Source organism: Pedobacter sp. N23S346, from assembly GCF_048515415.1.
Taxonomy (GTDB): Bacteria; Bacteroidota; Bacteroidia; order Sphingobacteriales; family Sphingobacteriaceae; genus Pedobacter.
In genome coordinates this window covers 826,231-849,126 of sequence record NZ_JBLYEE010000001.1, presented here as the reverse complement: position 1 = coordinate 849,126, position 22,896 = coordinate 826,231, and the positions used below count along the sequence as shown (strand labels likewise).

Genomic DNA, 22,896 nt, shown 5'->3' with positions numbered 1-22,896 from the left:
CGAGCTATATGTGGAAATACGCATTCAAAAATAGATATTTGAGGCGAGAGTTTTAAATATATGTCGTTAACGGATTTCTTTTCCCCGGTAAACCCCGATAGTTTCACCCCCAAGCAAGGTTTTTTCACCAGTCAGCTGGGTTTAAAAGCACACATTCACAGCACATCTTTTCCCGATTTTGAAGAGAATACCTATGATTTAGCCATTATTGGTGTCCTTGACGGGCGAGGTGCGGTAAACAATGAGGGTTGTGCATTGGCTCCTGATTATTTCAGAGAGAAATTCTATAAATTAAATGAAGGCGCATTTATCAGCCGGATTGTTGATTTAGGCAATATCAAACATGGGGCAACCATAGCTGACACTTATATTGCCATTAAAATGGTGGTGTCTGAGCTGATTAAAAAAGACATTATTCCTATTATTATTGGTGGCGGACAAGATTTAACCTATGCGCAGTATTTAGGTTATGAAGATTTAGAGCAGAAAGTTGATTTAGTAGTAATAGATAATCAGTTTGATATTGGTGATGATGAAAGCGACGGCATTGAAACCCGCTCTGATTGTTATTTAAACAAGATTTTCTTACATCAACCGAACTTCTTATTCAACTATAGCAATGTTGGTTATCAGACTTATTTTGTGAACCAGGAAAGCCTGAGTGTGATGGATAAATTGTATTTTGATGTACACCGCCTGGGCGAATTTGCGCAGGACATTACCTTAACAGAACCAATTATCCGCAACGCGAACATGATCAGTTTCGATTTAGGATCGATCCGTTCGGCTGATGCTGCAGCAAATGCAAACACTACACCAAATGGTTTTGATGGTGAAGAAGCCTGCCGAATTTCCAGATATGCGGGCATGAATGATAAGCTAACTTCTATCGGTTTCTACGAGTTTAATCCTGCTTACGACAATAACGGTCAAACTGCATTTTTACTGGCCCAAATGGTTTGGTATTTTGTTGAAGGGTTTTATGCACGAAAAAAAGATTTTCCACTGACGCCAAAATCGCAGTTTATGATTTACCGAACCAGTTTAAATGATGGTTCCGGAGAAATGATGTTCGTAAAAAGCAAAAAATCCGATCGCTGGTGGATGCAGGTTCCTTATCCATCAGGTCAATCTAAAAATGAACGCTATCACCTGGTACCTTGCCGCTATGAAGATTATCAAACAGCTGTGAATGGTGAAATGCCCGATTTATGGTGGAGAACCTATCAAAAGCTATCATAATTTTAACCGCCTATTTTCGTTAAAGGAATACAATATAACTATCTTTGAATCAGTTAAACCAAACCAACCCATGAAAAAAATATTCTTATCTGCATTGGCACTGTTGCCTCTTGCCGCATTCGCACAAAAACCATTTACAGTGAATGGTGAAATAAAAGGCCTGAAAACTGGGGATAAAATTTACCTGATTTACCAGGGCGATGGAAAAAACATTACCGATTCTACTACCGTAACCAACGGTGCTTTCGCCTTTAAAGGAACTGTTGCCAGCCCGGCACAGGGAAGTTTATATTTAAACAAAAATCCTTTTGTGAATCGCCCAGCACAAGGTGAAAAACTAGATGGTTTAGCCATTTATCTAGAGCCTGGAAACATTAAGCTAAAGGCGGCAGATTCTTTAAAAAATGCAAGCATTACTGGTTCTCCTGTAAATGATGATGCAAAAAAATTAAAAGACCTAACCAAACCAGTAAATGATCAGTTGATGGCAATTAATGAGGAATATAATGGTTATACTCCAGAACAAAAGCAAAATAAGGAAAAGATGGATGACCTGAGGGGTCGCTACGACAAAGCTGCTGAAGGAATGACGCCACTTTTGTTACAGTTTGCCAGCGCTAACCCAAAATCATATATCAGCTTGAATGCGATTGGCCAGCTGGCTAACGACCCTGAACAAGCAGCTGCAGCAGAAAAAGCTTTTGCTGGCTTATCTCCTGAATTAAAAACTACTCCAGTTGGCAATAAGCTTACCCAATTATTTGAAGCAGGGCGAAAAACTGCTGTTGGCGCAATGGCGATGGATTTTACGCAAACCGATACTGCTGGCAAGCCAGTGAAGTTATCGGATTTTAAAGGGAAATATGTGCTGGTTGATTTCTGGGCATCATGGTGTGGCCCTTGTCGCCAGGAAAACCCAAATGTGGTAGTAGCTTACAATAAATTTAAAGATAAAGGATTTACTGTTTTAGGTGTTTCTTTAGATCGCCCGGGTAAAAAAGATGCCTGGTTAAAAGCAATTGCTGATGATAAATTAACCTGGACGCATGTATCAGATTTGAAATTTTGGGATAATGAGGTTGCCAAAATGTATGGCATTCAGTCCATTCCGGCAAACTTCCTGATTGATCCAACTGGAAAAATTATTGCTAAAGGCTTAAGAGAAGAAGCTTTGCAAACTAAGCTTCAGGAGTTATTGGGAAGCAAATCTAAATAAGATTACTCCCTAAAGATAAAGCCGCAGATTCGCAGATTATTTAACTAAAATCTGCGAATCTGCGGCCTTTTTATTTTTGATAAATTACACTAAATCAAAACCAATATCTTCTCTGAAATATTTTCCATCGAAGTAAATTCTACCTGCATCAGCAGTGGCTGATTGTAAAGCAGTGAACAAATCTTTCTGCAAACTGGTAATCGCAATTACTCTCCCACCATTGGTTTTCACCACATCGTTATCCAAAAGTGTTCCAGCATGGAAAGCATTTGAATGGCGTAAATTTTCAATCCCGCTGATGGCTTTACCTTTTAAATATTCTCCGGGATATCCACCAGCAACAATCATTACAGTTGCAGCAGTTTGTTCAGAGATTACCAAATTAACCTGATTTAATTGTTTATTGGCTGTTGCCAGGAATAACTCCACCAGGTCATTTTCGATACGGGGAATTACACTTTCTGTCTCCGGGTCACCCATACGGGCATTGTATTCAATCACAAATGGATCATCACCTACTTTAATTAATCCGAAGAAAATGAAACCGGTGTAATCAATATTATCTTTCTTTAAACCTTCTACTGTAGGCTTGATAATGCGTTCTTCTACTTTTTGCAAGAAATCTGGCGTAGCAAATGGAACCGGAGAAACCGACCCCATGCCACCCGTATTTAAACCCGTATCGCCTAAACCAATTCTCTTATAATCTTTTGCCGATGGAAGGGTAACATAGTTTTCACCATCGCTTAAAATGAAAACTGAAAGTTCTATACCACTTAAAAATTCTTCAATTACAACCGTTGCACCCGCCGCACCGAACTTACCACCAAGCATTAACTTTAGTTCTTCCTGTGCTTCTACCGTTTCAGTACAAATTAAAACCCCCTTACCCGCAGCTAAACCATCGGCTTTTAAAACCACAGGTAATGCATGTGTTTCTAAATAGGCCAGGCCATCTTCTAAAGTTTGGGGGGTGAAAGATTTCGAGGCAGCAGTGGGGATGCCATGACGCTCCATAAATTGTTTGGAGAAATCTTTGCTTCCTTCTAAAATGGCCCCTTCTTTTTTAGGTCCGATTACCGGGATGTGGGCAATGGCCTGATCTGCCAGAAAAAAATCGTGAATACCATTAACCAAAGGTTCTTCGGGACCTACAACTACTAACTCAATATTTTCAGCTAAAACAATCTTTTTGATTGAATCGAAATCATTTACGTTGATGTTAATGTTGGTGCCATAAACGCCTGTACCGCCATTTCCTGGTGCAATAATCAATTTATCGCAGTGCGAAGACTGGCTCATTTTCCAGGCAAATGCACTTTCTCTGCCGCCTGAACCTAAAAGTAAGATATTCATATCGGCAAAGATAAATAAAAATGGGAGATGGAGGATGGGAGATGGAAAATGGTATAGGTAGGGATGGGGGCTAGTATCAAGATGTGAGTATCAAGTATCAAGATGCCAGTGTAAAGACATTTGCCCAATAAAATATTAAGTGTCACAACACTATAAAATAGAAATTTCAGCGATGGGAAATAGAAAGTGGGAAATTAACCTTCCCCATCTCCCCTCTTACCTTCTCCATCTTACCTTATCCATGTTACCTCTTACCTTATTTAGCGCTTCTCGTCATTTGCTCCAACATATCCCACATTTCATTGGGAATAGCCTCTAAGCCATTCATCTGACCTGCTCCCTGTAGCCATTCACCACCATCTATGGTAATTACTTCGCCATTTATATAACCTGAAAAATCACTGACCAGAAATGCAGCGAGGTTTGCCAATTCCTGGTGTTCGCCTACCCTTTTAAGGGGCACACGATTTTTGAAATCAAATTTCTTTGCCAAATCTCCTGGCAATAACCTTTCCCAGGCACCTTTTGTTGGAAATGGTCCCGGGGCTATAGCATTGGTTCGGATACCGTATTTACCCCACTCTACGGCTAAAGATCGGGTTAATGCTAAAACGCCTCCCTTGGCACAGGCAGAAGGTACCACATAGGCAGAACCTGTAAAAGCATAGGTAGTAATAATATTTAGTACGGTAGCCGATTGTTTTTCTTTGATCCAATGTTTTCCAAAAGCCAAAGTACAGTTTACGGTTCCTTTTAAAACAATATCAATAATCGATGAGAAAGCATTTGCTGATAAACGTTCGGTTGGTGAAATAAAATTACCCGCAGCATTGTTCAGCAAAACATCAACAGTGCCAAAACGCTCCAATGTTTTCGCAAGTACGTGATCTACCTGTTCTGCATCCCTAACATCACACGCTACAGCCAGCACCTTACCTCCGGTTTTTTCTTCCATCTCATCTGCAGTTTTTTGCAGAACTTCCTGTTTACGACTTGTGATCACCAAATTAGCACCTAGTTTTAAGAAGTAAATTCCCATTGCCTTACCTAAACCTGTACCACCGCCGGTAATTACAATGGTTTTGCCTTTTAAAGCATTTTCTCTAAGCATTGGGGAGTTATAGGTTAACATACGAATTATTTAATTAGATGATAAAATGGGTAATTGGTAATGGATGTTGGATAATGGAAAACGGGAAATTGGCAATAGGTATCCGATAAACTGAAAATTGCTAGCTGCAAATTGTTAATTGAAACTATCAACCGCTAACTGCCAATTGCAAACTGAAAACGGCCAACTGACTACTTCCTCTGCAAATTAGCTAAAATTGTTTCCAGGATATGGCGTGTTGTTGGCGACCACCATTGTGCCAGCATTTTTTCTAAAGTAGCAGATTGATCGGCTGTCATTGCCGAAATTAATTCTTCGCGGATATTAAGTTTACTTTGTGACCAGGTATTACTTTCCAGTTCCATAAACTTTTTAATTTTTCGCTCTGCGGCAGTGAGTAAACTTTCGTTTTTCACCAGTTCATCAACCAAACCAATTTTTAAAGCTTCTTCAGGACTGAAAAGTTTTCCTGTTAGCAAACTGCGGGCCGCTTCTCCCTTTCCTATCCAGAAAGAATATAACTGGAAAATACTATTTGGAACGATGATACCAACGGGCACTTCATTCAGTCCGATAATATATTGCCCTTCGGCCATTACACGGGCATCGCAAGCCAGCGCAATTACGCAGCCGCCCGCCGGACTATGGCCGCTAATGGCCGCAACCATTGGTTTTTTAAATGAAACAAGGTTTGCGGTAAAATTAAAAAACAGTTCAAAAAATGATTTTGCTTCTGCTTCATTATAACCGTAGAGTTCTATTAAATCCAATCCGGCAGAAAAAAACGGCGCCTTTCCTGTTAAGATTACCCCGCCAATATTCGCATCAGCAGCGATATTTTTAAGCATATCATCAAGCTCTGTAATTAACTCACGACCTAAGGCATTTGATTTTCCTTTATCGAGTGTAATGGTTGCCAGGCGATCTTTTACACTTACTTTAATTGTATTCATGGTAATGGCTGTTAAATATCAATAATCACTATGCTTGCATAATAATCAAATTTATTTATTTTTCTTTATTTAACCTCATAAGTATAAACTTTTCTTGCTAAATGGCCTTCAGCGTCTATTCCTTCAATTACTACGCGGTATTGTCCGGCTTCATCTGCATTATAGAACTCAAATTTTGCTTTTCCATCTTTCAGGGCAACAACTTGTGGATTCCAATAAATGGTTGAGCGCAAATCTTTACGCGTATTATTGGTCGTTACATCATCGTATAATGGCGAATAAAATGCTCTTGAAACTGAAAATCCTTTCGGACTTAAACTCACAATTCCGGGTGCATAGCGATTGTAATTTGATGTTCCTCCGCCACGTTTTGTGGTGATTATCAGTACTCCGCCTCCACCCTGCGAGCCATAAATTGCCGTATTACCAATGCTTTTTAATAATTCGATAGTTTCTACATCATTTGGAACAATATTATCTAAAAACTCAGCTTCTACACGCATTCCATCTAAAACAATAGACATTGGGGTGTTCTGGCTCCGCATTAAATAAGGAATGTTTCCACGAAAAATTACGCCGGGTAAGCGACCTTGTAAACATTGAGACAACGTAATACATGTTGATAAATTTTCACTGGTGAGGATATAATCTGCACGACCTGCACCATTTAAATTTGCAGAATTCTTCGCCGGATTTTTCTTTTCGGTGATGGTTACTTCTTCCAGTTTAATCGTTCTTTCTAATAGACCCAACCGCGTCATTTCACTAAAGTAATTATCGCTTTCTTTAATGTATTTCATCAGGCTATTGTTCACATTGATTTCAATATCTCCATTGTTTTTGCTTTTCATTACCACCTGCCCGGGAACCACATCTACATTTATATCAACAAATTTACGCTCCGTTTTAGTTCTGGCTTGTACCACAAATTTGGTACTGTCTCCGAAATTGAGGTTATCAAAAACAAATTTACCCTCAGCATTAGTTACCGTATCGATAATAAAAACAGATCCTTTTGTGGCCATCAACATCACTTTTCCACCAATAACAGGTTTATTTCCTTTCATCACAGTACCACTTATGGCTAAAGATTTTTCTGCCTTGTAGGTTATTGATGGTCCGGCGCCACTAATGATGTTTTTCCATAGGAATCTTCTCCAGCCTTGCGTTAATAATAAGTTATCGAGTTCCTTCTCTGTATTGAGGTCATCACTTAAAAAATAATGATTGGGTTTTTCGATGTAACCAATCAAATCAGATGTTAACAGTAATGAGGTTAAAATGTTCGTTTCATTATCTTCATCCGGCGCAACCTTACCTGCGTTTGTAACCGCTACAGAGAAACTACCCAAGGCTGGTTTCTGCTGATTAGTAGCATCAAAGCTAAATGTTGTTTTCCCTTTTCTACTGGCCGAGACCTGTGAAGTATTGAGTGTAACATCTAATAGGTCGGACTTATTTTTTATAAAAATTAATCTTTCTGCGATGGGCTGATTATCACTGGAGAAAAGTGTGAACTGAACAATTCCCCCCGGCAATTTCTTTTTCGAGATGTTAGCCATCAAGACTTGTTTTTCCATTTTCGCTTTGGAAACATAGAACACGTTTCCAGCTTGTTGTGCAACAATCTTCAGCTCTGCTCCATTCACTAAGTTTTCGCTCGACATAATCTTGAGCGAGACTTTCCCGGTATCCAGATTATTAATGGTGATGGCATAACCACTTTTTTGAGCCATAGGCATTTTGAAGTCTTTCGAAGAACCATCGGCAAACTTAACTTTAGCCGTATAGGTTTTACCGGCCTGAGCATTAAAAATAAAATTGCCCATCCCTAAATAAGCGGTTTCGAAAGCGGTTACTTCAGCACCTGCCTCATCTACCACTACTCCTTTTACATTTTCACCATGGCCCGCAGCATTAACGGCCTTGATCGCCACTTTCTGCGGCAGATTTTCGATCAGATTTCCACCTTCAGGTAAAAACTGAACATCAATATCATTGGAGGTAGCAGTGATTGGGATCGACTTGATTACCTTCTGTTTATTCTCCAAGGTAATCGTGGCAACAATCTTCCCGCTTTTACTGGTAAGCCCATTTGTGTTTACAAAAGTGATGACTGCTTCGCCATTTGAATTCGTTTTCGTTTTGCCCTTTTCAACCGATTTATAATCCAGCTGAACATCATAACTGACTTCATTATCCTTATAAGCGGTTCCGTCTTTATCTGCAAAGTGAATGGTAGCTGTAACCCGATCTGTGTTATTTTCTTTTTTGAAATCGTATTTAGTTTCGGTAAAAACTTTGTTTGCCCAGCTATTTCCTATTTTTATGGCTTTATCGAAGAAAAATGCTGTCCCGAAATTCCGCATGTAATTGGTGTACGCCCTGATGCGATAATTTCCTTCTGAGAGGGAATCAGGCAATTTAAAATCGCCCCAGGTAATGCCACTCACCACAGGCAGTTTAAGTTGTTTTTTTACAGAATCTTTTTCATTAATCAATTCCACATAAAGTATTTCACTTAATACCGATGGAGCGGCAGATTTTGCATCTACAATATAGGCTTTGAACCAAATATCGTCTCCAATGGCATAGTATGGTTTATCTAAATGGAGGTGAACCTTTTCCTGTGGAAATTTATTCGTATAGTCATCAAGCTTTTTCAGGAGCTGCGTAAATGGATCATCATCCATTCTAAAAGCAGAGAAGCCAAAAATGATTAATAGGAAACTGATAATGAGCGTGATTCTGAATTTCATTCGATAGTGACTATAATAAAAATATGCCTCAAGGTACAAAACCCGAGGCATATTATAATGAAGATCACATGAAATTTATACTAGAACTTATTCTTCCACATCATGCTTTCTACAGGGCGGGTAGTTTTATTATTGTACTTGGCGTTGCCCTTAGAATTGTACATGGTTTCGATATTTCCTTCAACCACAAAATAAATTAATTGTCCGATTGGCATACCAGCATAAATTTTAACGGGTTGTGCAACAGATATTTCTAAAGTCCAGGTATTGCAGAAACCAACATCGCCTTTTCCGGCAGTTGCATGAATATCAATACCTAAACGTCCGGTGCTGCTTTTACCTTCCAGAAAAGGCACATGGCTATGGGTTTCGGTATACTCTAAAGTTACGCCTAAGTATAATGTTCCCGGATGAAGAATATAACCGTCTTTAGGAATTTCGAAATGTTCAATTTCATTGTGTGCCTTGGCATCCAGAATCCGGCTTTTATAGGTAGCCAGGTATTTTCCTAAATGTACATCATAAGAATTCGTTCCCAAACATTCCCGATCAAATGGCTCAATTATAATTGTACCCTTATCAATTTCTTCTAATATCCTTTTGTCAGATAATATCATTTTTATGCGTATTTTTGGCCTAAATTATCAATTAATTAAGATAATTTTGCATGCTAATCTCCAATTTTATAAATGCCAATAGTTTATAATAAAAATATTGATGACCATTCGGTTCTGGCGATCTGGAAAATTGAAGAAACCGAAGAAGAAATGTTGGCTGGCCTACAATTAAAGCAACATGAACTTGATCTGATCTCTTCATTTAATAACGGCAAAAGGCTTTTACACTGGTTAAGCACGCGGCTTTTGTTGCGCACCCTGCTCAATACAACCGAATACATTGATTGCCAGTTTGATGAGGATGGCAAACCTTACCTGGTAAATTCCGAGTACCAGATTTCATTAAGTCACTCTTATGATTATGCAGCAGTGATGATTAGTAAAGAATTCGCCGTTGGTGTTGATATTGAACTGATTAAACACAAAATAAAAAGCATTAAACATAAGTTTTTAAGTGATATTGAACTTGCTCAAAAGCAAATCGGCAATAATACGGAAGGTCTTTATGTTGCCTGGTGTGCAAAGGAAGCCATATACAAATGGCATGGCAAAAAGGGACTGGAGTTTAAACGGGATATTCACATTAAACCTTTTAAACTAAAGGCCGAAGGTAGTTTAAGTGCAATTGTAGAATTACCTGGCGGAACAAGGGCTTTAACAGTTAACTATTTTAAAACAAAAGATGGTTACATGTTAGGTTATGTAGCTAACAAGGCATAAAATTTTAGAAAATGAGTGAGTTGGAAGAAAAGGCTGTGGAAATAAAACTGGCACCTACGCAATTTATTGATTGGGGCTTAACCGATTATCAGGAGGCTTGGGATAAACAGGAAGCCCTGCTGAATAAAACTGTTGCCATTAAAACGGAGAACAGGGTAAACGGCACTCACTTACCAACACCTAATTATCTGATCTTTAATGAACATCCTCATGTCTATACTTTAGGTAAAAGTGGCCATCCCGAAAATTTACTGCTTGATGAGGAAGGCCTGAAAGAGAAACATGCCACTTACCATAAAATTAACCGCGGCGGAGACATTACTTACCACGGACCTGGCCAGATTGTTGGCTATCCGATTCTGGATCTTGATAATTTTTTTACTGATATCCACCTATATCTCCGCACCCTGGAAGAAGCAGTTATTTTGACATTAAAAGATTATGGCATCGAATCTGGCCGCTATCCTGGCTATACCGGGGTTTGGTTAGATCCAGATAACGATCAGGCCAGAAAAATTTGTGCAATGGGCGTTCGTTGCAGTCGTTGGGTAACCATGCATGGCTTTGCTTTTAACGTGAATGTAAACCTCGATTATTTTAAAAATATTGTACCCTGCGGCATCGATGATAAAGCGGTTACTTCTTTAGAAAAAGAACTTGGTTACGCGCTGGATATGGAAGAAGTGAAAGCAAAATTGAAAAATCATATTGCTGATCTTTTTAAAATGGAGCTTATTTAAAGCTTGATCTTATACTATAACCATGATCAACTTAAAACCTTTATTAACGGTTTTGCGTAAATGTTGTTATGAGATTTTTATTTCCTGCTATTTTATTTTCTTTGTTAACTTCGGCCTGCAGTAAGGAAAAAAATATGCCTGTCACAGAAACAAAACCTATAGTAACATCTCCTGCTCCATCAGGTACCTTCTCTTACCTCGCCCTGGGCGATTCTTATACCATTGGCGAATCTGTAATGCAACAGGAATCTTTTCCATTTCAGCTGCAAAGCCTGTTAAAAGAAAAAGGCGTAAATGTAGCAGCTCCACAAATTATTGCCACAACCGGCTGGACAACTGACGAATTACAAAATGGAATTAAGCAAGCTAATCTAATCAAGAAATACGACTTCATAACACTATTAATTGGCGTAAACAATCAATATAGAGGTTACCCCTTAGATACCTATAAAAAAGAATTTTCAGCACTATTACAAACCGCTATTAATTTTGCCAATGGCAGGAAAGATCGTGTTTTCGCGGTTTCTATTCCAGATTGGGGTGCTACTCCATCTGCTAAAGGTTTCTATAAAAGTCCACAAGTTATCGCCACTGAGATTGATAGTTTTAATGCTGCAAACAGTGAAATAACAATTGCCGCAGGGGTGAGTTATACTGATATTACTCCTGCATCCAAAAATGCTGCTACAGATTTAGGATTAGTGGCGAAAGATGGCTTGCACCCGAGCGGGAAAATGTATGCCAACTGGGCTTCAGAATTATCACCAAAGGTTTTGAATGCGCTTAAATAGTTAGACAAATTTATCTGTTATTGTAAATAAAAATTTTAATTTAGCTTAACTATTTACATTAAAACCTTAAAAAAACAGAAAATTATGAATGAGTATGAAGCTAGCGGTATAGCCGCAGGAATTGGAACGGGTATGGTAATCCTATATTTGGCAATAATTGCCGTATGGGTTATTGGCATGTGGAAAGTTTTTGAAAAAGCAGGCAAACCTGGGTGGGCTGCTATTATACCAATCTACAACTTTATAATTCTAATAGAGATTGTTGGAAAGCCTATGATCTGGGTATTGTGGTTGATACTTCCTTGTGTAAATTTCGTTTTTATCATCTGGCTATACAACTTGGTAAGTAAAAGCTTTGGTAAATCAGAAGGATTTACAGTAGGAATGATTTTATTTCCATACATTTTCTGGCCAATTTTAGGCTTCGGAGATGCTAAGTATTTAGGCCCATCAGCTGCTGAGGCTCAAAATGGAGGCTTTGGAAATAATTCTTTCAATAATCCAAATAACCCATTTAATAATCAGAACAATCCGTTCAACAAGCCTAACAATCCATTTGGTGACCAATCAAATCCAAATGATGGTTCTGGTAATGTTTAAAGATCTTGATGATAATAACATTTATATTTTGCAACCTAATCAACTTTTTTGATTGGTTGCAAAATCATTTAATATCTTGCCCCTTTAAAGCTTTAACTGGAATTGATTGCCCTGGATGCGGTTTCCAAAGATCGTTAATAGCGCTATTTAAAGGCGATTTCCATACAAGCTGGTCGCTTTACCCTTCTACAATTCCTTTAATATTTCTTTTTATTTGTACGGGATTATTATACAAGTTTCCAACTAAGCATCAATCATTAGCACTTAAAACACTTTTTATTATCGTCGGGAACTTTGTAATGATTTCCTATTTCTATAAAATGCTAAGCCACTAACTTTGACTAAACATTCGTATTAGAAGTTAAGTGCTTATAATCTTTCATTACGGTTTCTAAAAACTGTAGTTCATTCATCCCTGCTGGGATTGTGGTTAAAATATGTTCCTTAATTTTAGCCGTCATGGAATAAATCAATTGTGGATTTCCTGTTTGATAGTAACCTGTTAATACTTCGTAAACCAGTTCAATATCTCTGTCATTAAGGTGAAGAACTTCTTTGAACACGGGCTGATATTCATCTGGCAAAGCAAAACTAAAAGCTACATTTTCGATTTGAGTGCGTGGCCTGGTTTTTATCAATGTCGTTTTTGCAAGAATGTCGCCTACACGCTGGTGGTTTTTAGTGATGACAACCGATACCAATGCCACTACCCCCCAACCAAAGGGGATGCCAAAATCGACCATTCTGAACAGCCACCTGAAGATATATTGTCCGAATGTAGGCTGAGCACCATCTAAACTAATTACTTTTATTTTAAGTGCTTTCTTACCAAAAGTTTGTCCGTTCATGAAAAGTTCACAAACTAAATCATAAAAAACAAATAATACCCCAAAGCCAATTAATGCGATGTAAAAACTTGCCTGAGATAGGCCTATAGCTCCAATTAGCCCAATAATCATGGCTAAAAAATAGAGTACAACGAAGCCAGCCAGATCGATACATCTTGCCGCAATGCGTTCACCTAACCCCGCTATCTCATACTCAATATCGATATTCTGTGCAGTGCTGATTTTGATGGTATCCATTTCTCAAACATAATTTTTTTTAAGGATAAAGTAGTTAACCCAAATTAATTTTTTTCTATAATTACTGATCAATGTTAAACATCAGTCTTTTGTATCTGTTAAAATTTAACTATTTTACCCCAAGATTTGGCAGACCATTAAATGAGAGAAGCATTATTCGTTAAGCAGAATACAGAAAAGTGGAAATACTTCGAAGGCATCCAACAGGCTAATCCTGATGAAATTGCCAACCAGTTTATCGAAATTACCAATGATCTGGCCTATGCGAAAACATTTTACCCTAAATCAAAAACTACTGCTTACCTCAACGGACTAGCCTCCAAACTACATCAATCGGTTTATAAGAATAAAAAAGAAAAATCAAATCGCTTCCTTTATTTCTGGAAAACTGAACTACCATTGATTTTTTTTCAGCATCGAAAACAGATTTTTTATGCATTGGCATTTTTCCTCATATCCTGTGCAATTGGCGCCTTATCTGCAAAATACGATGACACTTTCGTTCGCTTAATTATGGGCGATGGTTATGTAAATATGACCAATGAGAATATTGCGAAAGGCGATCCCTTTGGGGTTTATAAACAACAGAATGAGTTTCTGATGTTCTTACAAATTGGAGCAAATAACATTTACGTAGCATTATACACCTTTGTATTGGGTATCATTTTTTCCTTTGGCTCCATTGTTTCATTATTTCGAAACGGCATCATGCTTGGCTCTTTTCAATATTTCTTTTTCAGCAAAGGATTGGGTTTACAATCTGTTCTGGTGATCTGGATCCATGGAACGCTGGAAATTTCAGCCATTGTCTTAGCAGGAGCTGCCGGTTTGGTTCTCGGAAACAGTTTCCTTTTCCCTAAAACCTATACTCGAATGGAATCTACTCTAAGAGGGGCAAAACAAGGCTTAAAAATAGTTCTGGGCTTGATTCCAATTTTCATTGTAGCCGCTTTCTTTGAGAGCTTTGTAACCCGCCATACCGAAATGCCAATGATCATGAGCTTAATCATTTTATTATCGTCAGCTGCATTTATCATCTGGTACGTTTTTATCTATCCAGCCAAAATTAATCGCAAATTAGCACCAATCAATTAACATGACTGAAACCGTTGAATTTAAGAAAAGAAGAGATTTTGGACAGGTAATTAATGACACCTTCACTTTCATCAGGCAAAATATTAAGCCGCTTATTAAAACTTACTTTACCTTTTGCGGGCTATTTGTGTTGGCCAGCATGGCTACTCTTTTATTGCAACAGGTTAAAATGGTTAATGTGATTAATACAGTGGGCAACATGAGGCAAACAAGTGGTATAGGTCTATATGGGGTTGAGTATTTTTTATCCATTACCTTCTCATTTGCCAGCTATGCCAGCATGACGGTTGCCATCCTTTCTTACATTGCAATCTATGTTCAGAAAGGAAATCAAACTCCAACGCTGGAAGAAGTTTGGGGATTCTTTAAATATTATTTCTTCCGGGTTTTTGGAAGTTCTTTTTTATTGATGCTATTATTGGTTATTGGCTTCCTGTTTTGCCTTGTACCTGGTTTCTACCTGTTTCCTTTTATAGCGATGATGTTTCCGATTATGGTGATCGAAAATTCTAATTTATCGTATTCATTTAGCAGAAGTTTCCACATTATTAAAGATAATTTCTGGGTTACATTCGGCACTTTAATGGTAATCTGGATTATTGTTTATGCTTGTACCACCTTAATTGTTCTGCCTACTACCTTATTTAGTATGCTCGGAATGTTCTCCAACAAGGGTCCGCAAATGTCATTAACATTAACCATGATCACCACTATACTACAGTCGCTTTGCCAGGTATTTACCATTGTGCCTATTATCACGGTGTCTTTAATGTACTTTAACCTGGTTGAAGAAAAGGAAAGTATAGGTTTGATGGAACGCATCTCCAATTTCGGAAACACAGAAAAACCAATCGATACCCGCCCCGAAGAATACTAAAATGCCGAAATTTCTGCCAAAATATTTTTTAATTTCCTTACTCTGTCTTGCACCAATAATCGGTAATGCGCAAGTTCAGGTGGTTAAACCTATACAGGAGGAACGGCTGATCAAAACAGACAGCAGTAAAATTACGCCTTCAAAATTTGACAAACGTGCCATTAGCGATTTTAAAGAACAAAAGGAATTTCAATACGATGAGGTAGAAAGCAGACAACTATCCTTATGGGAGAGATTCTGGATGTGGTTTTGGAATATGATCGGAAAATTATTTGTTGGCGCAGCATCTAACACGGTTTCGAAATATTTCTTTATTGGTTTGGGAATTGCTTTACTTGCTTTTCTGATTATCAAAATAATTGGGGCGAAAAACATCTTTAGCAAAAAACCATTGGAAACCATCTTACCTTACGATGTTCTGAATGAGAATATCCACGAAATAGATTACGACAAAGAATTACAACGTTTGGTGGGCGAAGGCAAATTCCGCCTTGCGGTAAGGTTACTTTATTTACGGGCATTAAAAAAACTTAGCGATGCACAGATTATTAAATGGCAACCAGACAAAACCAATTACAACTATTTAACTGAAATTAGCCAACCAGAATTAAAGAGCAATTTTAGTGAACTCACGCTTCAGTTTGATTATATCTGGTATGGAGATTTCCCGATAGATGCCAATAAGTTTGAACCTATAAAACAATCATTTAACCAGTTTAATAATCAGATTAAATGAGAGGCTTCAAAATTTATTTCGCGCTTGGGCTAATCGTAATCCTGGCTTATCTTGTTGCACAATACAACAAACCCACGCCAACCAATTGGGCGCCTACCTATCTTTCTACTGATAAAATTCCTTACGGCACCTATATTCTCCATAACAGAATTAAAGATATTACGCCGAAAGCAACAGTAAGCCGAACAAAAGTTCCGATTTACAATACGCTAAAAAACAAACAGTTTAAGCAATCTGCTTATTTAATTGTGGCTCAAAAAGTGGATCTAGCCAACCATGACTTTGATCAGCTTAAAAAATATATCCAGGATGGCAACGATGTATTTATTGCAAGCTATGATTTTGGCAAACTGGAGAAAACGTTGAAATTTAACACTGCCAGCTCAATGTCAGCGAAAGGAAGTTCATTGAATTTTACCAATCCAAATTTAAAAACCGATGCTAATTATGGTTTCGAGCGCGGCATAGGCAGTCAGTATTTTACTAAGCTTAATTTAAAAAAGGTAACTGTTTTGGGGATTAATTCTTCTAATCAACCCAATTTTATTAAATATGATTTTGGCCAGGGATCACTTTATCTCATTGCCGAACCTGGTTTTTACACCAATTTTGTGTTGCTTGATAAATACGGTGCAGAATATGCTGGCAAGACTTTAAGTTATCTTCAAAACAGCAAGACCATCATTCTGGATGAATATTTTTCGGCACAAAAAAATGAGACAACAGATGTTTTGAGAGTTTTCTTTGCACATCCGGAATTGAAATGGGCTTATTACCTTACCATTTTCAGCTTGATTATCTTCGTCCTTTTTGAAATTAAACGTAAGCAACGCATTATCCCAATCATTGATCCGATGACGAATGCTTCCGTAGAATTTGTAAATGTTGTGGGCAGCGTTTACTATCATGAACGGAATAATCAAGATATTGCCATGAAGAAAATCAATTATTTTCTAGAGCATTTACGATCGAGGTATTACCTTAAAACAAATGAAATAGACCCTAATTTTTCACAGTTATTAATGGAGAAAACAGGAATTAATGAGCCATCTGCAAAAACATTAACACGATATTTTATGCAAATACCAACCATGGCTAGCGTAAGCGACCATGAACTCATCATCTTAAACGACAGTATAGAACAGTTTTATAAAAATACGCAACGCCATGGAGCAGGAACAATTTAACCCACGCACAGATTTAACCGCCCTGAATGCGGCTGTAGAACAGATCAGAAGTGTGCTAGGCAAGATCATTATCGGACAAAAACAGGTTATCGATTTTTTAATTGTTGGCCTGCTTGCCGATGGACATATTCTGATTGAAGGTGTGCCGGGTGTGGCTAAAACTTTAAGCGCCAAATTACTGGCTAAATCTATTGACGCACAGTTTTCCAGGGTTCAGTTTACGCCAGATTTAATGCCATCTGATGTTCTGGGTACACCTATTTTTAATACCAAATCTGGTGATTTTGAATTTAGAAAAGGTCCAATTTTTGGAAATATTATTTTGGTTGATGAAATAAACCGTGCACCCGCAAAAACGCAATCGGCTTTATTTGAGGTGATGGAAGAGCGCCAGGTAACGATTGATGGTGAAACCTATCAAATGGACGAACCTTTTATGGTGTTGGCCACACAAAATCCCATCGAGCAGGAAGGAACTTATCGTTTGCCGGAAGCGCAGTTAGATCGTTTCTTATTTAAAATCGAAGTAAAATATCCATCTCTCGAAGAGGAAACAGCCATTTTAATGGCACAGCATACCTTGGTGAATAAAAGTCTGGCTGCAGATGTAAAGCCTGTTTTATCTGTTCAACAAATCCAGGAAGCCAGATCAATTATCCGCAACTTATTTGTAGAACCTAAGCTATTGGAATTTATTGCCAAGATTGTAAATGAAACCCGCAATAATCCATCCTTGTATCTAGGGGCATCGCCAAGGGCATCTTTAGCCATTGTACATAGTGCAAAGGCGCTGGCAGCCATACAGAATCGCGATTTTGTAACGCCTGATGACATTATTGCCGTTGCTGTTCCTGTATTGGCCCACCGGATTTTATTGTCGCCAGAAAAGGAAATGGAAGGTTTAACCACAAGTGATATCGTTCATCAAATTATTAAAAAAATAGAGGTACCGAGGTAGTTCAGTTTGCAGTTATCAGTTGGCAGTTTACGATTTGCAGTTCTTAGTTTACAATGATTAAACATTTAACCATATTTTGAAAAAAATCTTTCAGCAATATTATACCAATCTCTTTCTAACTGATCGCTTATTTGCGGCCCTGGGACTTTGTATTTTACTTTTTCTGTTAAAGTTTTTTTTCAGCTGGCTGGGCGAAATTCCGGAAATTGCTTTCGGTGTAATTTTGATTTTTTTGCTTATTGACCTGTTTATTTTATATCGCAACGTTGAGGGAATTGAGGCGAAAAGATTAACGTCGAAACGTTTGAGCAATGGCGATGAAAATCCGATTGAAATTGAGTTAAGGAACAAATATGGATTCACCGTAAATGTTCGGGTAATTGATGAAATTCCTTTTCAGTTTCAACTGCGGGATAAAGATTTCAGGTTAAGTCTGCAGTCTGGCGCCATCAAATCCATCCATTATAATTTACGGCCAACCAAACGTGGAGAATATGATTTTGGTTTTATCAGGGTTTTTATTGGTTCGCCGATAGGTTTGGTAACCCGCCGTTACAATTTTGACGGGGCCAAGGTATTACCTGTTTATCCTTCTTTTATTAATCTTGGTAAATATGAGCTGATGGCGGTTTCCCGCTACCTCACCGAATTTGGCATTAAGAAGATCAGAAAAATTGGTCAAAGCACCGAGTTTGACCAGATTAAAAACTATGTTGGCGGTGATGACATTCGCACCATTAACTGGAAGGCTACTGCCAGAAAAAGTGCGTTAATGGTAAATAACTACACTGATGAGCGCTCGCAAAACATTTATTGTATCATTGATAAATCCCGGGTGATGCGCATGCCGTTCGAAGGTTTAAGTTTATTAGACTACGCCATCAATGCAAGCGTTGCCCTTTCCAAAGTGGCGATGCTTAAAGAGGATAAAGCAGGTTTGATTACCTTATCTGAAACCATCGGCGCCATTGTTCCGGCAGATCGGAAAGCCGGTCAGCTGGGGACGATTATGAATGTGTTGTACAAAGAAAAAACACGATACCTGGAAAGCAATCTCGAACTTTTATATAGCTCGGTCAGGGCAGTAATCAAGCAACGTGGTCTGTTGGTGTTTTTTACGAATTTCGAAAGTTTATCTGCACTTCAAAGACAGCTTCCCTATTTAAAAAGAATTTCTAAGTACCATTTACTTCTGGTGGTATTTTTTGAAAACACCGAACTTAAATCGCTCAGTTCAGCGCCTGCTAAAGACGTTGAAGGCATTTACCATAAAACCACTGCCGAAAAATTTATTTACGAGAAAAAACTGATGGTTAAAGAGCTGAATAAACATGGCATCCTTTCAGTACTCACGCCGCCACAAAAACTGACTGTAAATGTAATCAATCAGTATCTGGCGCTGAAAGCGCAACAGCGGATTTAGTTTGAAAAAGAGGTTAGAAAGTTTAGGGGGTTAGAGGTTTAGGTAAGGGGGAATAGGTAAAAGGGGTTAGGGAATAGGTAAAACAATCTCGCAAAAATAAGTCTCTAGCCTGTAGTCGTTAGTCTATTTATGCCGAAAACTCAAAATGCTCAGCTCAAAACTCCGACTTAGTCCAAAGTCTGTAGTCGTTAGTTTATTCACACCCAAAACTCCAAACTCTTATCTCCAAACTCCGAGTTAGTCCAAAGTCTGTAGTCGTTAGTTTATTCACGCCCAAAATTCCAAACTCTTATCTTCAAACTCCAACTTAGTCCAAAGCCTATAGTCGTTAGTTTATTCACACCCAAAACTCCAAACTCTTATCTCCAAACTCCAAACTTATCCCGCCTGGACTGCGGACTAATGACTCCCGACTAAAGACTCCCTTCCACTACTCTTCTTCTCTAAAATACACCTTATAAAAGTTCATTGATTTATCATCGTCGTAACCTTTTTCGATCATATCTTTATTTCCGTGGATATAAATGTGGAAGTTTTTATCCAGCTTGAGAACACTTTTATAGGCTCTTGCTTGTTTTTTCACTGCTGATTCTGCAATCTCGAAGTTATCGGCAATTGGTGACTCAAATTCCTCTTCGTAATTCTTTTTATAGTTTTTGAACGATTCAATTCCTTCTGCATTTCCGATCACTTCGTTTCCAAATTCCTCAATATCGAAAGTTTCCTTTTCCTTGAAATATTTCATCGAACGATTTAACAAGTCGATTTTATCAGCTTTGCTGATTTCATAATCATCATCGAGTTTTTGCGTCACAAAATTCTTGTAAACCCCAAGAACATTATTGGTTTGGTTATAACTATCGTTTCGAATTTTCAGCTTTAAAAATTCATCCTTCCAATAAACAGCAGATTCATTACTACTTTTTGATTGATCCAAAACCACCACTTTATAGCCTAGTTCTTTCTCCGTATTAAAAATTAAACAGCCTTTATCCAGTTTATTAATGCTGATGGCATCTTGCTCATAGCTCATGTTAAAGCCATCATCTTTTGGAAAAACCTTCAGGTAAGTATCTTTGGTTTCCGATTTAAATATGCCTAACACATCCAGTTGCTCCCCTTCAATCTGTACTTTTTCGAAATAAGCGACATACAACTCCCCGGATTTAATTTTTGGGTGATTGGCTACATCGTATAAATATTTGGCCAACTGTTGAGAGTCTTCGTGAAAGAGTTCTGTATTTTCGAAGATTTCGTGGGCAAAATGATAAACTTCGTTTAAGTTTAAGTTATCGTTTGGGTGGAAGAAATGATAGACTTCATTTACCTTTTCGAATGGCTTAAGGAAATATTGCATCAATAAATTACCCAAAACCTCATCGTCCAGGTTTAACGGTGCATCAGATAATTTATAATATTCTTCAACCAGTTTATTCCCGGTATGGTGGATGGAAAGTTGTTTTAAGTTTGCCTCGAAAAATGAAATCATGGCAGCAAAAATAGTAAAATCATTGGTTAACCATCTTCGCCACCCTATCATTCTTCCATTCTAAATTCAATTATTCTTTGATATAAATTTCAGCCCTTTGTAAAAAACTCTTTTCTTTTAAGGTTGCTTCCACCTCATTAATGGCTTTCATTAGGTTATTTTCGGTGTTGGTAATTTCTGCTGTAGCTTTAATGATTACCTCCCAAACAGGCTCCATAGTAGAAAGAAGCGCGATACCCTTTTCGGTAAGTTCAATTAAACGTTTGCGGGTATCTATTTTGTCTTTTTTAGACCTGATTAATTTCTCTTTCTCCAATTCTTTTAACAAACTAATAGTAGAAGGATGTGCATAGCCTATTTCATCAGAAAGGGAAACCACGCTCATGGTCGATTTTTTATATAAAGTATAAAGCACAGGAAACCATTTAGGTTGAAAATCAATCCCGAATGCTTTATAAATCAGCAGGCCATCTTTACGGATCTGATCGCTGAGCCGTTGCAAGCGCGTAGAAATGGCTAATAAACCAGAAGCATCAATTACATTTTGTTCCATTAAATTGATTTTAAATCCAGACTGTAAAAAACATTATCAACAGCCATCCGGGGAAAGTAAGCCGGCAAATCTTCCATGGCAATTGGTTTAAATCCGTTACGTTCATAAAAACGACAGGCTGCCTGCAATATATCCTTAGTACCTAAATATACTTCATTCAAGCTGTTATTCTTGCAATATGCTAAAAGGGTTTTCAACAAGGCCTGTGCAATACCCAAATCTTTTCCACGGAATTCCTTTTTTACGAACATCTTTCTAATTGCACCCGAATGGTGTTCTGGCACCGCAATTAAGGCAATGGTGCCAACAAGTTCGCCATTTAATTTTGCACCCCAAAAAGCACCTCCAGAGCCATTATAGGCTTTTTCGATATCCAGTAAGTCTGGTTGTGCAGCTAAATCTATATCTACATTAAATTCTATTTGCTGGATGGGCAGAATTAACCCAATAATCTCTTCACAGAATTGATTATCTAACCTTTCAATTTTAAAATCGTTTTGCATCGCTAAATATTATAAAACAAATATATGTAGTTAACTACATATATCAAAAATGAAAATATCATTTCAGCCTCAAATTAATTGAATGAAAGATCAACTTGCGAAGTTTTGGTGGCCTTTGTTGGCGGAAACACTTCGAAAGTTTCATGCTACTATCATCAAAACTTACGAAATTCTTCGGCGCACAGGCTTAAAAATTTCGTAAGTGGATGTATTTTAATTTCAGACAGTTTCTAAGGGTTAAGAGTATTTTTTGGCAATGAAGGCTATTTACTGATCTTTAATTTTTTGATAAAATCAACAATTTTCTGATCAGCATAATTCGCTATACCTTCATGCTTAAAAGATAATCTACCTTGTGGATCAAAAATAACCGTAGTAGGTAAAGCGCCAGCGAATATTTGTTCGGGAATATTGCTTTCCACTTTATAAACAGACATTTCGTAATTACGGCTAATCATGAATTTGCCCGATTTTGCAAGCTCTCCATCCGCATCTGCAAAAATGAAAACAACCTGATGATCATCTTTAAACTGCGAATATAATTTATTAAGGGATGGCATTTCCGCTCTGCAAGGCGGACACCAGGTTGCCCAGAAGTTGAGAAAAATTACTTTCCCTTTTAAATCACCCAGGTCTAAAACATTGCCTTTTAAATCTTTAAATTTAAGGCCATCGAGATTTGGAGCGGCTGATATGGTTTCTTCAACATTGGGTTTATAAAACCCAATCGTCATCAAGCCCCGGATGAGAAAAGCTTTTGCATCAGGAACAAGGATGATTACCAGCAGGAACGTTAAAAACAGAATATTTACAATGTTTCTTTTAATTAATTTCATGCGCCTACCCTCAAACCACTAATTTTTTTGATTTTCATCGACATATAAT

At 37.8% G+C, this 22,896-nt stretch carries 23 protein-coding genes; 13 read left to right on the top strand and 10 right to left on the bottom strand.

The annotated features are described in order from the left end of the window. Window positions 1-60: 60 nt before the first annotated feature. Window positions 61-1,242 (top strand): formimidoylglutamase, encoded by a 1,182-nt coding sequence (locus tag ACN1CD_RS03640; protein WP_419128888.1) that lies wholly within the window; start codon window positions 61-63, stop codon window positions 1,240-1,242. Between the two features lie 70 nt (window positions 1,243-1,312). Further along, window positions 1,313-2,458 (top strand): redoxin domain-containing protein, encoded by a 1,146-nt coding sequence (locus tag ACN1CD_RS03635; protein WP_419128887.1) that lies wholly within the window; start codon window positions 1,313-1,315, stop codon window positions 2,456-2,458. A gap of 84 nt (window positions 2,459-2,542) precedes the next feature. On the opposite strand, the gene purD is transcribed toward ACN1CD_RS03635, so the two are convergent. The 5 genes from purD to dcd all read right to left on the bottom strand — a co-directional run bounded on the left by purD (window position 2,543) and on the right by dcd (window position 9,254). Beyond that, complete coding sequence (purD, locus tag ACN1CD_RS03630; protein WP_419128886.1) at window positions 2,543-3,814, bottom strand: phosphoribosylamine--glycine ligase; 1,272 nt, start codon at window positions 3,812-3,814, stop codon at window positions 2,543-2,545. Window positions 3,815-4,070: 256 nt separating this feature from the next. Next, entirely contained in the window at window positions 4,071-4,925 is an 855-nt protein-coding gene (locus tag ACN1CD_RS03625) for an SDR family oxidoreductase (RefSeq protein ID WP_419128885.1), read from the bottom strand. A gap of 191 nt (window positions 4,926-5,116) precedes the next feature. Further along, window positions 5,117-5,878, bottom strand: a complete 762-nt coding sequence (locus ACN1CD_RS03620) for an enoyl-CoA hydratase/isomerase family protein (protein WP_419128884.1) — start codon at window positions 5,876-5,878, stop codon at window positions 5,117-5,119. 65 nt (window positions 5,879-5,943) lie between these two features. Then, window positions 5,944-8,637, bottom strand: a complete 2,694-nt coding sequence (locus ACN1CD_RS03615) for a TonB-dependent receptor plug domain-containing protein (RefSeq protein ID WP_419128883.1) — start codon at window positions 8,635-8,637, stop codon at window positions 5,944-5,946. An 80-nt stretch (window positions 8,638-8,717) separates the two neighbouring features. Then, complete coding sequence (gene dcd, locus ACN1CD_RS03610) at window positions 8,718-9,254, bottom strand: dCTP deaminase (protein ID WP_419128882.1); 537 nt, start codon at window positions 9,252-9,254, stop codon at window positions 8,718-8,720. Between the two features lie 72 nt (window positions 9,255-9,326). Here dcd and ACN1CD_RS03605 point away from each other — a divergent pair, with 72 nt between their 5' ends. The 5 genes from ACN1CD_RS03605 (at window position 9,327) to ACN1CD_RS03585 (ending at window position 12,440) form a co-directional block, all read left to right on the top strand. Continuing rightward, entirely contained in the window at window positions 9,327-9,974 is a 648-nt protein-coding gene (locus ACN1CD_RS03605) for a 4'-phosphopantetheinyl transferase family protein (protein ID WP_419128881.1), read from the top strand. Between the two features lie 11 nt (window positions 9,975-9,985). Beyond that, a complete protein-coding gene (lipB, locus tag ACN1CD_RS03600) occupies window positions 9,986-10,714 on the top strand; it encodes a lipoyl(octanoyl) transferase LipB (RefSeq protein WP_419128880.1) in 729 nt (242 codons plus the stop codon). Window positions 10,715-10,848: 134 nt separating this feature from the next. Next, window positions 10,849-11,505, top strand: coding sequence for an SGNH/GDSL hydrolase family protein (locus tag ACN1CD_RS03595; protein WP_419128879.1), 657 nt, complete (start codon window positions 10,849-10,851; stop codon window positions 11,503-11,505). Between the two features lie 84 nt (window positions 11,506-11,589). Then, complete coding sequence (locus ACN1CD_RS03590) at window positions 11,590-12,105, top strand: DUF5684 domain-containing protein (RefSeq protein WP_419128878.1); 516 nt, start codon at window positions 11,590-11,592, stop codon at window positions 12,103-12,105. Window positions 12,106-12,113: 8 nt separating this feature from the next. Beyond that, on the top strand, window positions 12,114-12,440 hold the full coding sequence (locus ACN1CD_RS03585) for a DUF2752 domain-containing protein (protein ID WP_419128877.1): 327 nt from the start codon (window positions 12,114-12,116) through the stop codon (window positions 12,438-12,440). Window positions 12,441-12,446: 6 nt separating this feature from the next. Here ACN1CD_RS03585 and ACN1CD_RS03580 read toward each other — a convergent pair whose 3' ends face one another. Beyond that, window positions 12,447-13,190: an RDD family protein gene (locus ACN1CD_RS03580; protein ID WP_419128876.1), complete on the bottom strand. Its 744-nt coding sequence runs from the start codon at window positions 13,188-13,190 to the stop codon at window positions 12,447-12,449. A gap of 141 nt (window positions 13,191-13,331) precedes the next feature. Between ACN1CD_RS03580 and ACN1CD_RS03575 the strand changes: the two genes are divergently transcribed. The 6 genes from ACN1CD_RS03575 to ACN1CD_RS03550 all read left to right on the top strand — a co-directional run bounded on the left by ACN1CD_RS03575 (window position 13,332) and on the right by ACN1CD_RS03550 (window position 19,466). Continuing rightward, window positions 13,332-14,285, top strand: a complete 954-nt coding sequence (locus ACN1CD_RS03575) for a stage II sporulation protein M (protein ID WP_419128875.1) — start codon at window positions 13,332-13,334, stop codon at window positions 14,283-14,285. A 1-nt stretch (window position 14,286) separates the two neighbouring features. After that, window positions 14,287-15,162, top strand: a complete 876-nt coding sequence (locus ACN1CD_RS03570) for a hypothetical protein (protein WP_419128874.1) — start codon at window positions 14,287-14,289, stop codon at window positions 15,160-15,162. 1 nt (window position 15,163) lies between these two features. Further along, entirely contained in the window at window positions 15,164-15,898 is a 735-nt protein-coding gene (locus ACN1CD_RS03565; RefSeq protein WP_419128873.1) for a DUF4129 domain-containing protein, read from the top strand. Next, window positions 15,895-17,085: a DUF4350 domain-containing protein gene (locus ACN1CD_RS03560; protein WP_419128872.1), complete on the top strand. Its 1,191-nt coding sequence runs from the start codon at window positions 15,895-15,897 to the stop codon at window positions 17,083-17,085. The genes ACN1CD_RS03565 and ACN1CD_RS03560 overlap by 4 nt, the downstream gene beginning before the upstream one ends. Beyond that, the gene (locus ACN1CD_RS03555) at window positions 17,066-18,043 is read left to right on the top strand and encodes an AAA family ATPase (protein ID WP_419128871.1); all 978 of its coding nucleotides are present in this window, start codon (window positions 17,066-17,068) and stop codon (window positions 18,041-18,043) included. Before ACN1CD_RS03560 ends, ACN1CD_RS03555 begins: the two co-directional genes overlap by 20 nt. A 76-nt stretch (window positions 18,044-18,119) precedes the next feature. Continuing rightward, complete coding sequence (locus ACN1CD_RS03550; RefSeq protein WP_419128870.1) at window positions 18,120-19,466, top strand: DUF58 domain-containing protein; 1,347 nt, start codon at window positions 18,120-18,122, stop codon at window positions 19,464-19,466. Between the two features lie 430 nt (window positions 19,467-19,896). Here ACN1CD_RS03550 and ACN1CD_RS03545 read toward each other — a convergent pair whose 3' ends face one another. The 4 genes from ACN1CD_RS03545 to ACN1CD_RS03530 all read right to left on the bottom strand — a co-directional run bounded on the left by ACN1CD_RS03545 (window position 19,897) and on the right by ACN1CD_RS03530 (window position 22,847). Next, a complete protein-coding gene (locus ACN1CD_RS03545; protein WP_419128963.1) occupies window positions 19,897-20,955 on the bottom strand; it encodes a nucleoid-associated protein in 1,059 nt (352 codons plus the stop codon). A gap of 70 nt (window positions 20,956-21,025) precedes the next feature. Continuing rightward, window positions 21,026-21,508, bottom strand: a complete 483-nt coding sequence (locus ACN1CD_RS03540; RefSeq protein ID WP_419128869.1) for a MarR family transcriptional regulator — start codon at window positions 21,506-21,508, stop codon at window positions 21,026-21,028. Further along, window positions 21,508-22,011, bottom strand: coding sequence for a GNAT family N-acetyltransferase (locus tag ACN1CD_RS03535; protein WP_419128868.1), 504 nt, complete (start codon window positions 22,009-22,011; stop codon window positions 21,508-21,510). Before ACN1CD_RS03535 ends, ACN1CD_RS03540 begins: the two co-directional genes overlap by 1 nt. A gap of 263 nt (window positions 22,012-22,274) precedes the next feature. Beyond that, window positions 22,275-22,847, bottom strand: coding sequence for a TlpA family protein disulfide reductase (locus ACN1CD_RS03530; protein WP_419128867.1), 573 nt, complete (start codon window positions 22,845-22,847; stop codon window positions 22,275-22,277). Window positions 22,848-22,896: the final 49 nt, after the last annotated feature.

Coding starts and splice junctions, on each gene's coding strand:
- ACN1CD_RS03640 (WP_419128888.1), top strand. CDS start 61: ATGTCGTTAACGGATTTCTTTTCCCCGGTAAACCCCGATAGTTTCACC.
- ACN1CD_RS03635 (WP_419128887.1), top strand. CDS start 1,313: ATGAAAAAAATATTCTTATCTGCATTGGCACTGTTGCCTCTTGCCGCA.
- purD (WP_419128886.1), bottom strand. CDS start 3,814: ATGAATATCTTACTTTTAGGTTCAGGCGGCAGAGAAAGTGCATTTGCC.
- ACN1CD_RS03625 (WP_419128885.1), bottom strand. CDS start 4,925: ATGCTTAGAGAAAATGCTTTAAAAGGCAAAACCATTGTAATTACCGGC.
- ACN1CD_RS03620 (WP_419128884.1), bottom strand. CDS start 5,878: ATGAATACAATTAAAGTAAGTGTAAAAGATCGCCTGGCAACCATTACA.
- ACN1CD_RS03615 (WP_419128883.1), bottom strand. CDS start 8,637: ATGAAATTCAGAATCACGCTCATTATCAGTTTCCTATTAATCATTTTT.
- dcd (WP_419128882.1), bottom strand. CDS start 9,254: ATGATATTATCTGACAAAAGGATATTAGAAGAAATTGATAAGGGTACA.
- ACN1CD_RS03605 (WP_419128881.1), top strand. CDS start 9,327: ATGCCAATAGTTTATAATAAAAATATTGATGACCATTCGGTTCTGGCG.
- lipB (WP_419128880.1), top strand. CDS start 9,986: ATGAGTGAGTTGGAAGAAAAGGCTGTGGAAATAAAACTGGCACCTACG.
- ACN1CD_RS03595 (WP_419128879.1), top strand. CDS start 10,849: ATGCCTGTCACAGAAACAAAACCTATAGTAACATCTCCTGCTCCATCA.
- ACN1CD_RS03590 (WP_419128878.1), top strand. CDS start 11,590: ATGAATGAGTATGAAGCTAGCGGTATAGCCGCAGGAATTGGAACGGGT.
- ACN1CD_RS03585 (WP_419128877.1), top strand. CDS start 12,114: ATGATAATAACATTTATATTTTGCAACCTAATCAACTTTTTTGATTGG.
- ACN1CD_RS03580 (WP_419128876.1), bottom strand. CDS start 13,190: ATGGATACCATCAAAATCAGCACTGCACAGAATATCGATATTGAGTAT.
- ACN1CD_RS03575 (WP_419128875.1), top strand. CDS start 13,332: ATGAGAGAAGCATTATTCGTTAAGCAGAATACAGAAAAGTGGAAATAC.
- ACN1CD_RS03570 (WP_419128874.1), top strand. CDS start 14,287: ATGACTGAAACCGTTGAATTTAAGAAAAGAAGAGATTTTGGACAGGTA.
- ACN1CD_RS03565 (WP_419128873.1), top strand. CDS start 15,164: ATGCCGAAATTTCTGCCAAAATATTTTTTAATTTCCTTACTCTGTCTT.
- ACN1CD_RS03560 (WP_419128872.1), top strand. CDS start 15,895: ATGAGAGGCTTCAAAATTTATTTCGCGCTTGGGCTAATCGTAATCCTG.
- ACN1CD_RS03555 (WP_419128871.1), top strand. CDS start 17,066: ATGGAGCAGGAACAATTTAACCCACGCACAGATTTAACCGCCCTGAAT.
- ACN1CD_RS03545 (WP_419128963.1), bottom strand. CDS start 20,955: ATGATTTCATTTTTCGAGGCAAACTTAAAACAACTTTCCATCCACCAT.
- ACN1CD_RS03540 (WP_419128869.1), bottom strand. CDS start 21,508: ATGGAACAAAATGTAATTGATGCTTCTGGTTTATTAGCCATTTCTACG.
- ACN1CD_RS03535 (WP_419128868.1), bottom strand. CDS start 22,011: ATGCAAAACGATTTTAAAATTGAAAGGTTAGATAATCAATTCTGTGAA.
- ACN1CD_RS03530 (WP_419128867.1), bottom strand. CDS start 22,847: ATGAAATTAATTAAAAGAAACATTGTAAATATTCTGTTTTTAACGTTC.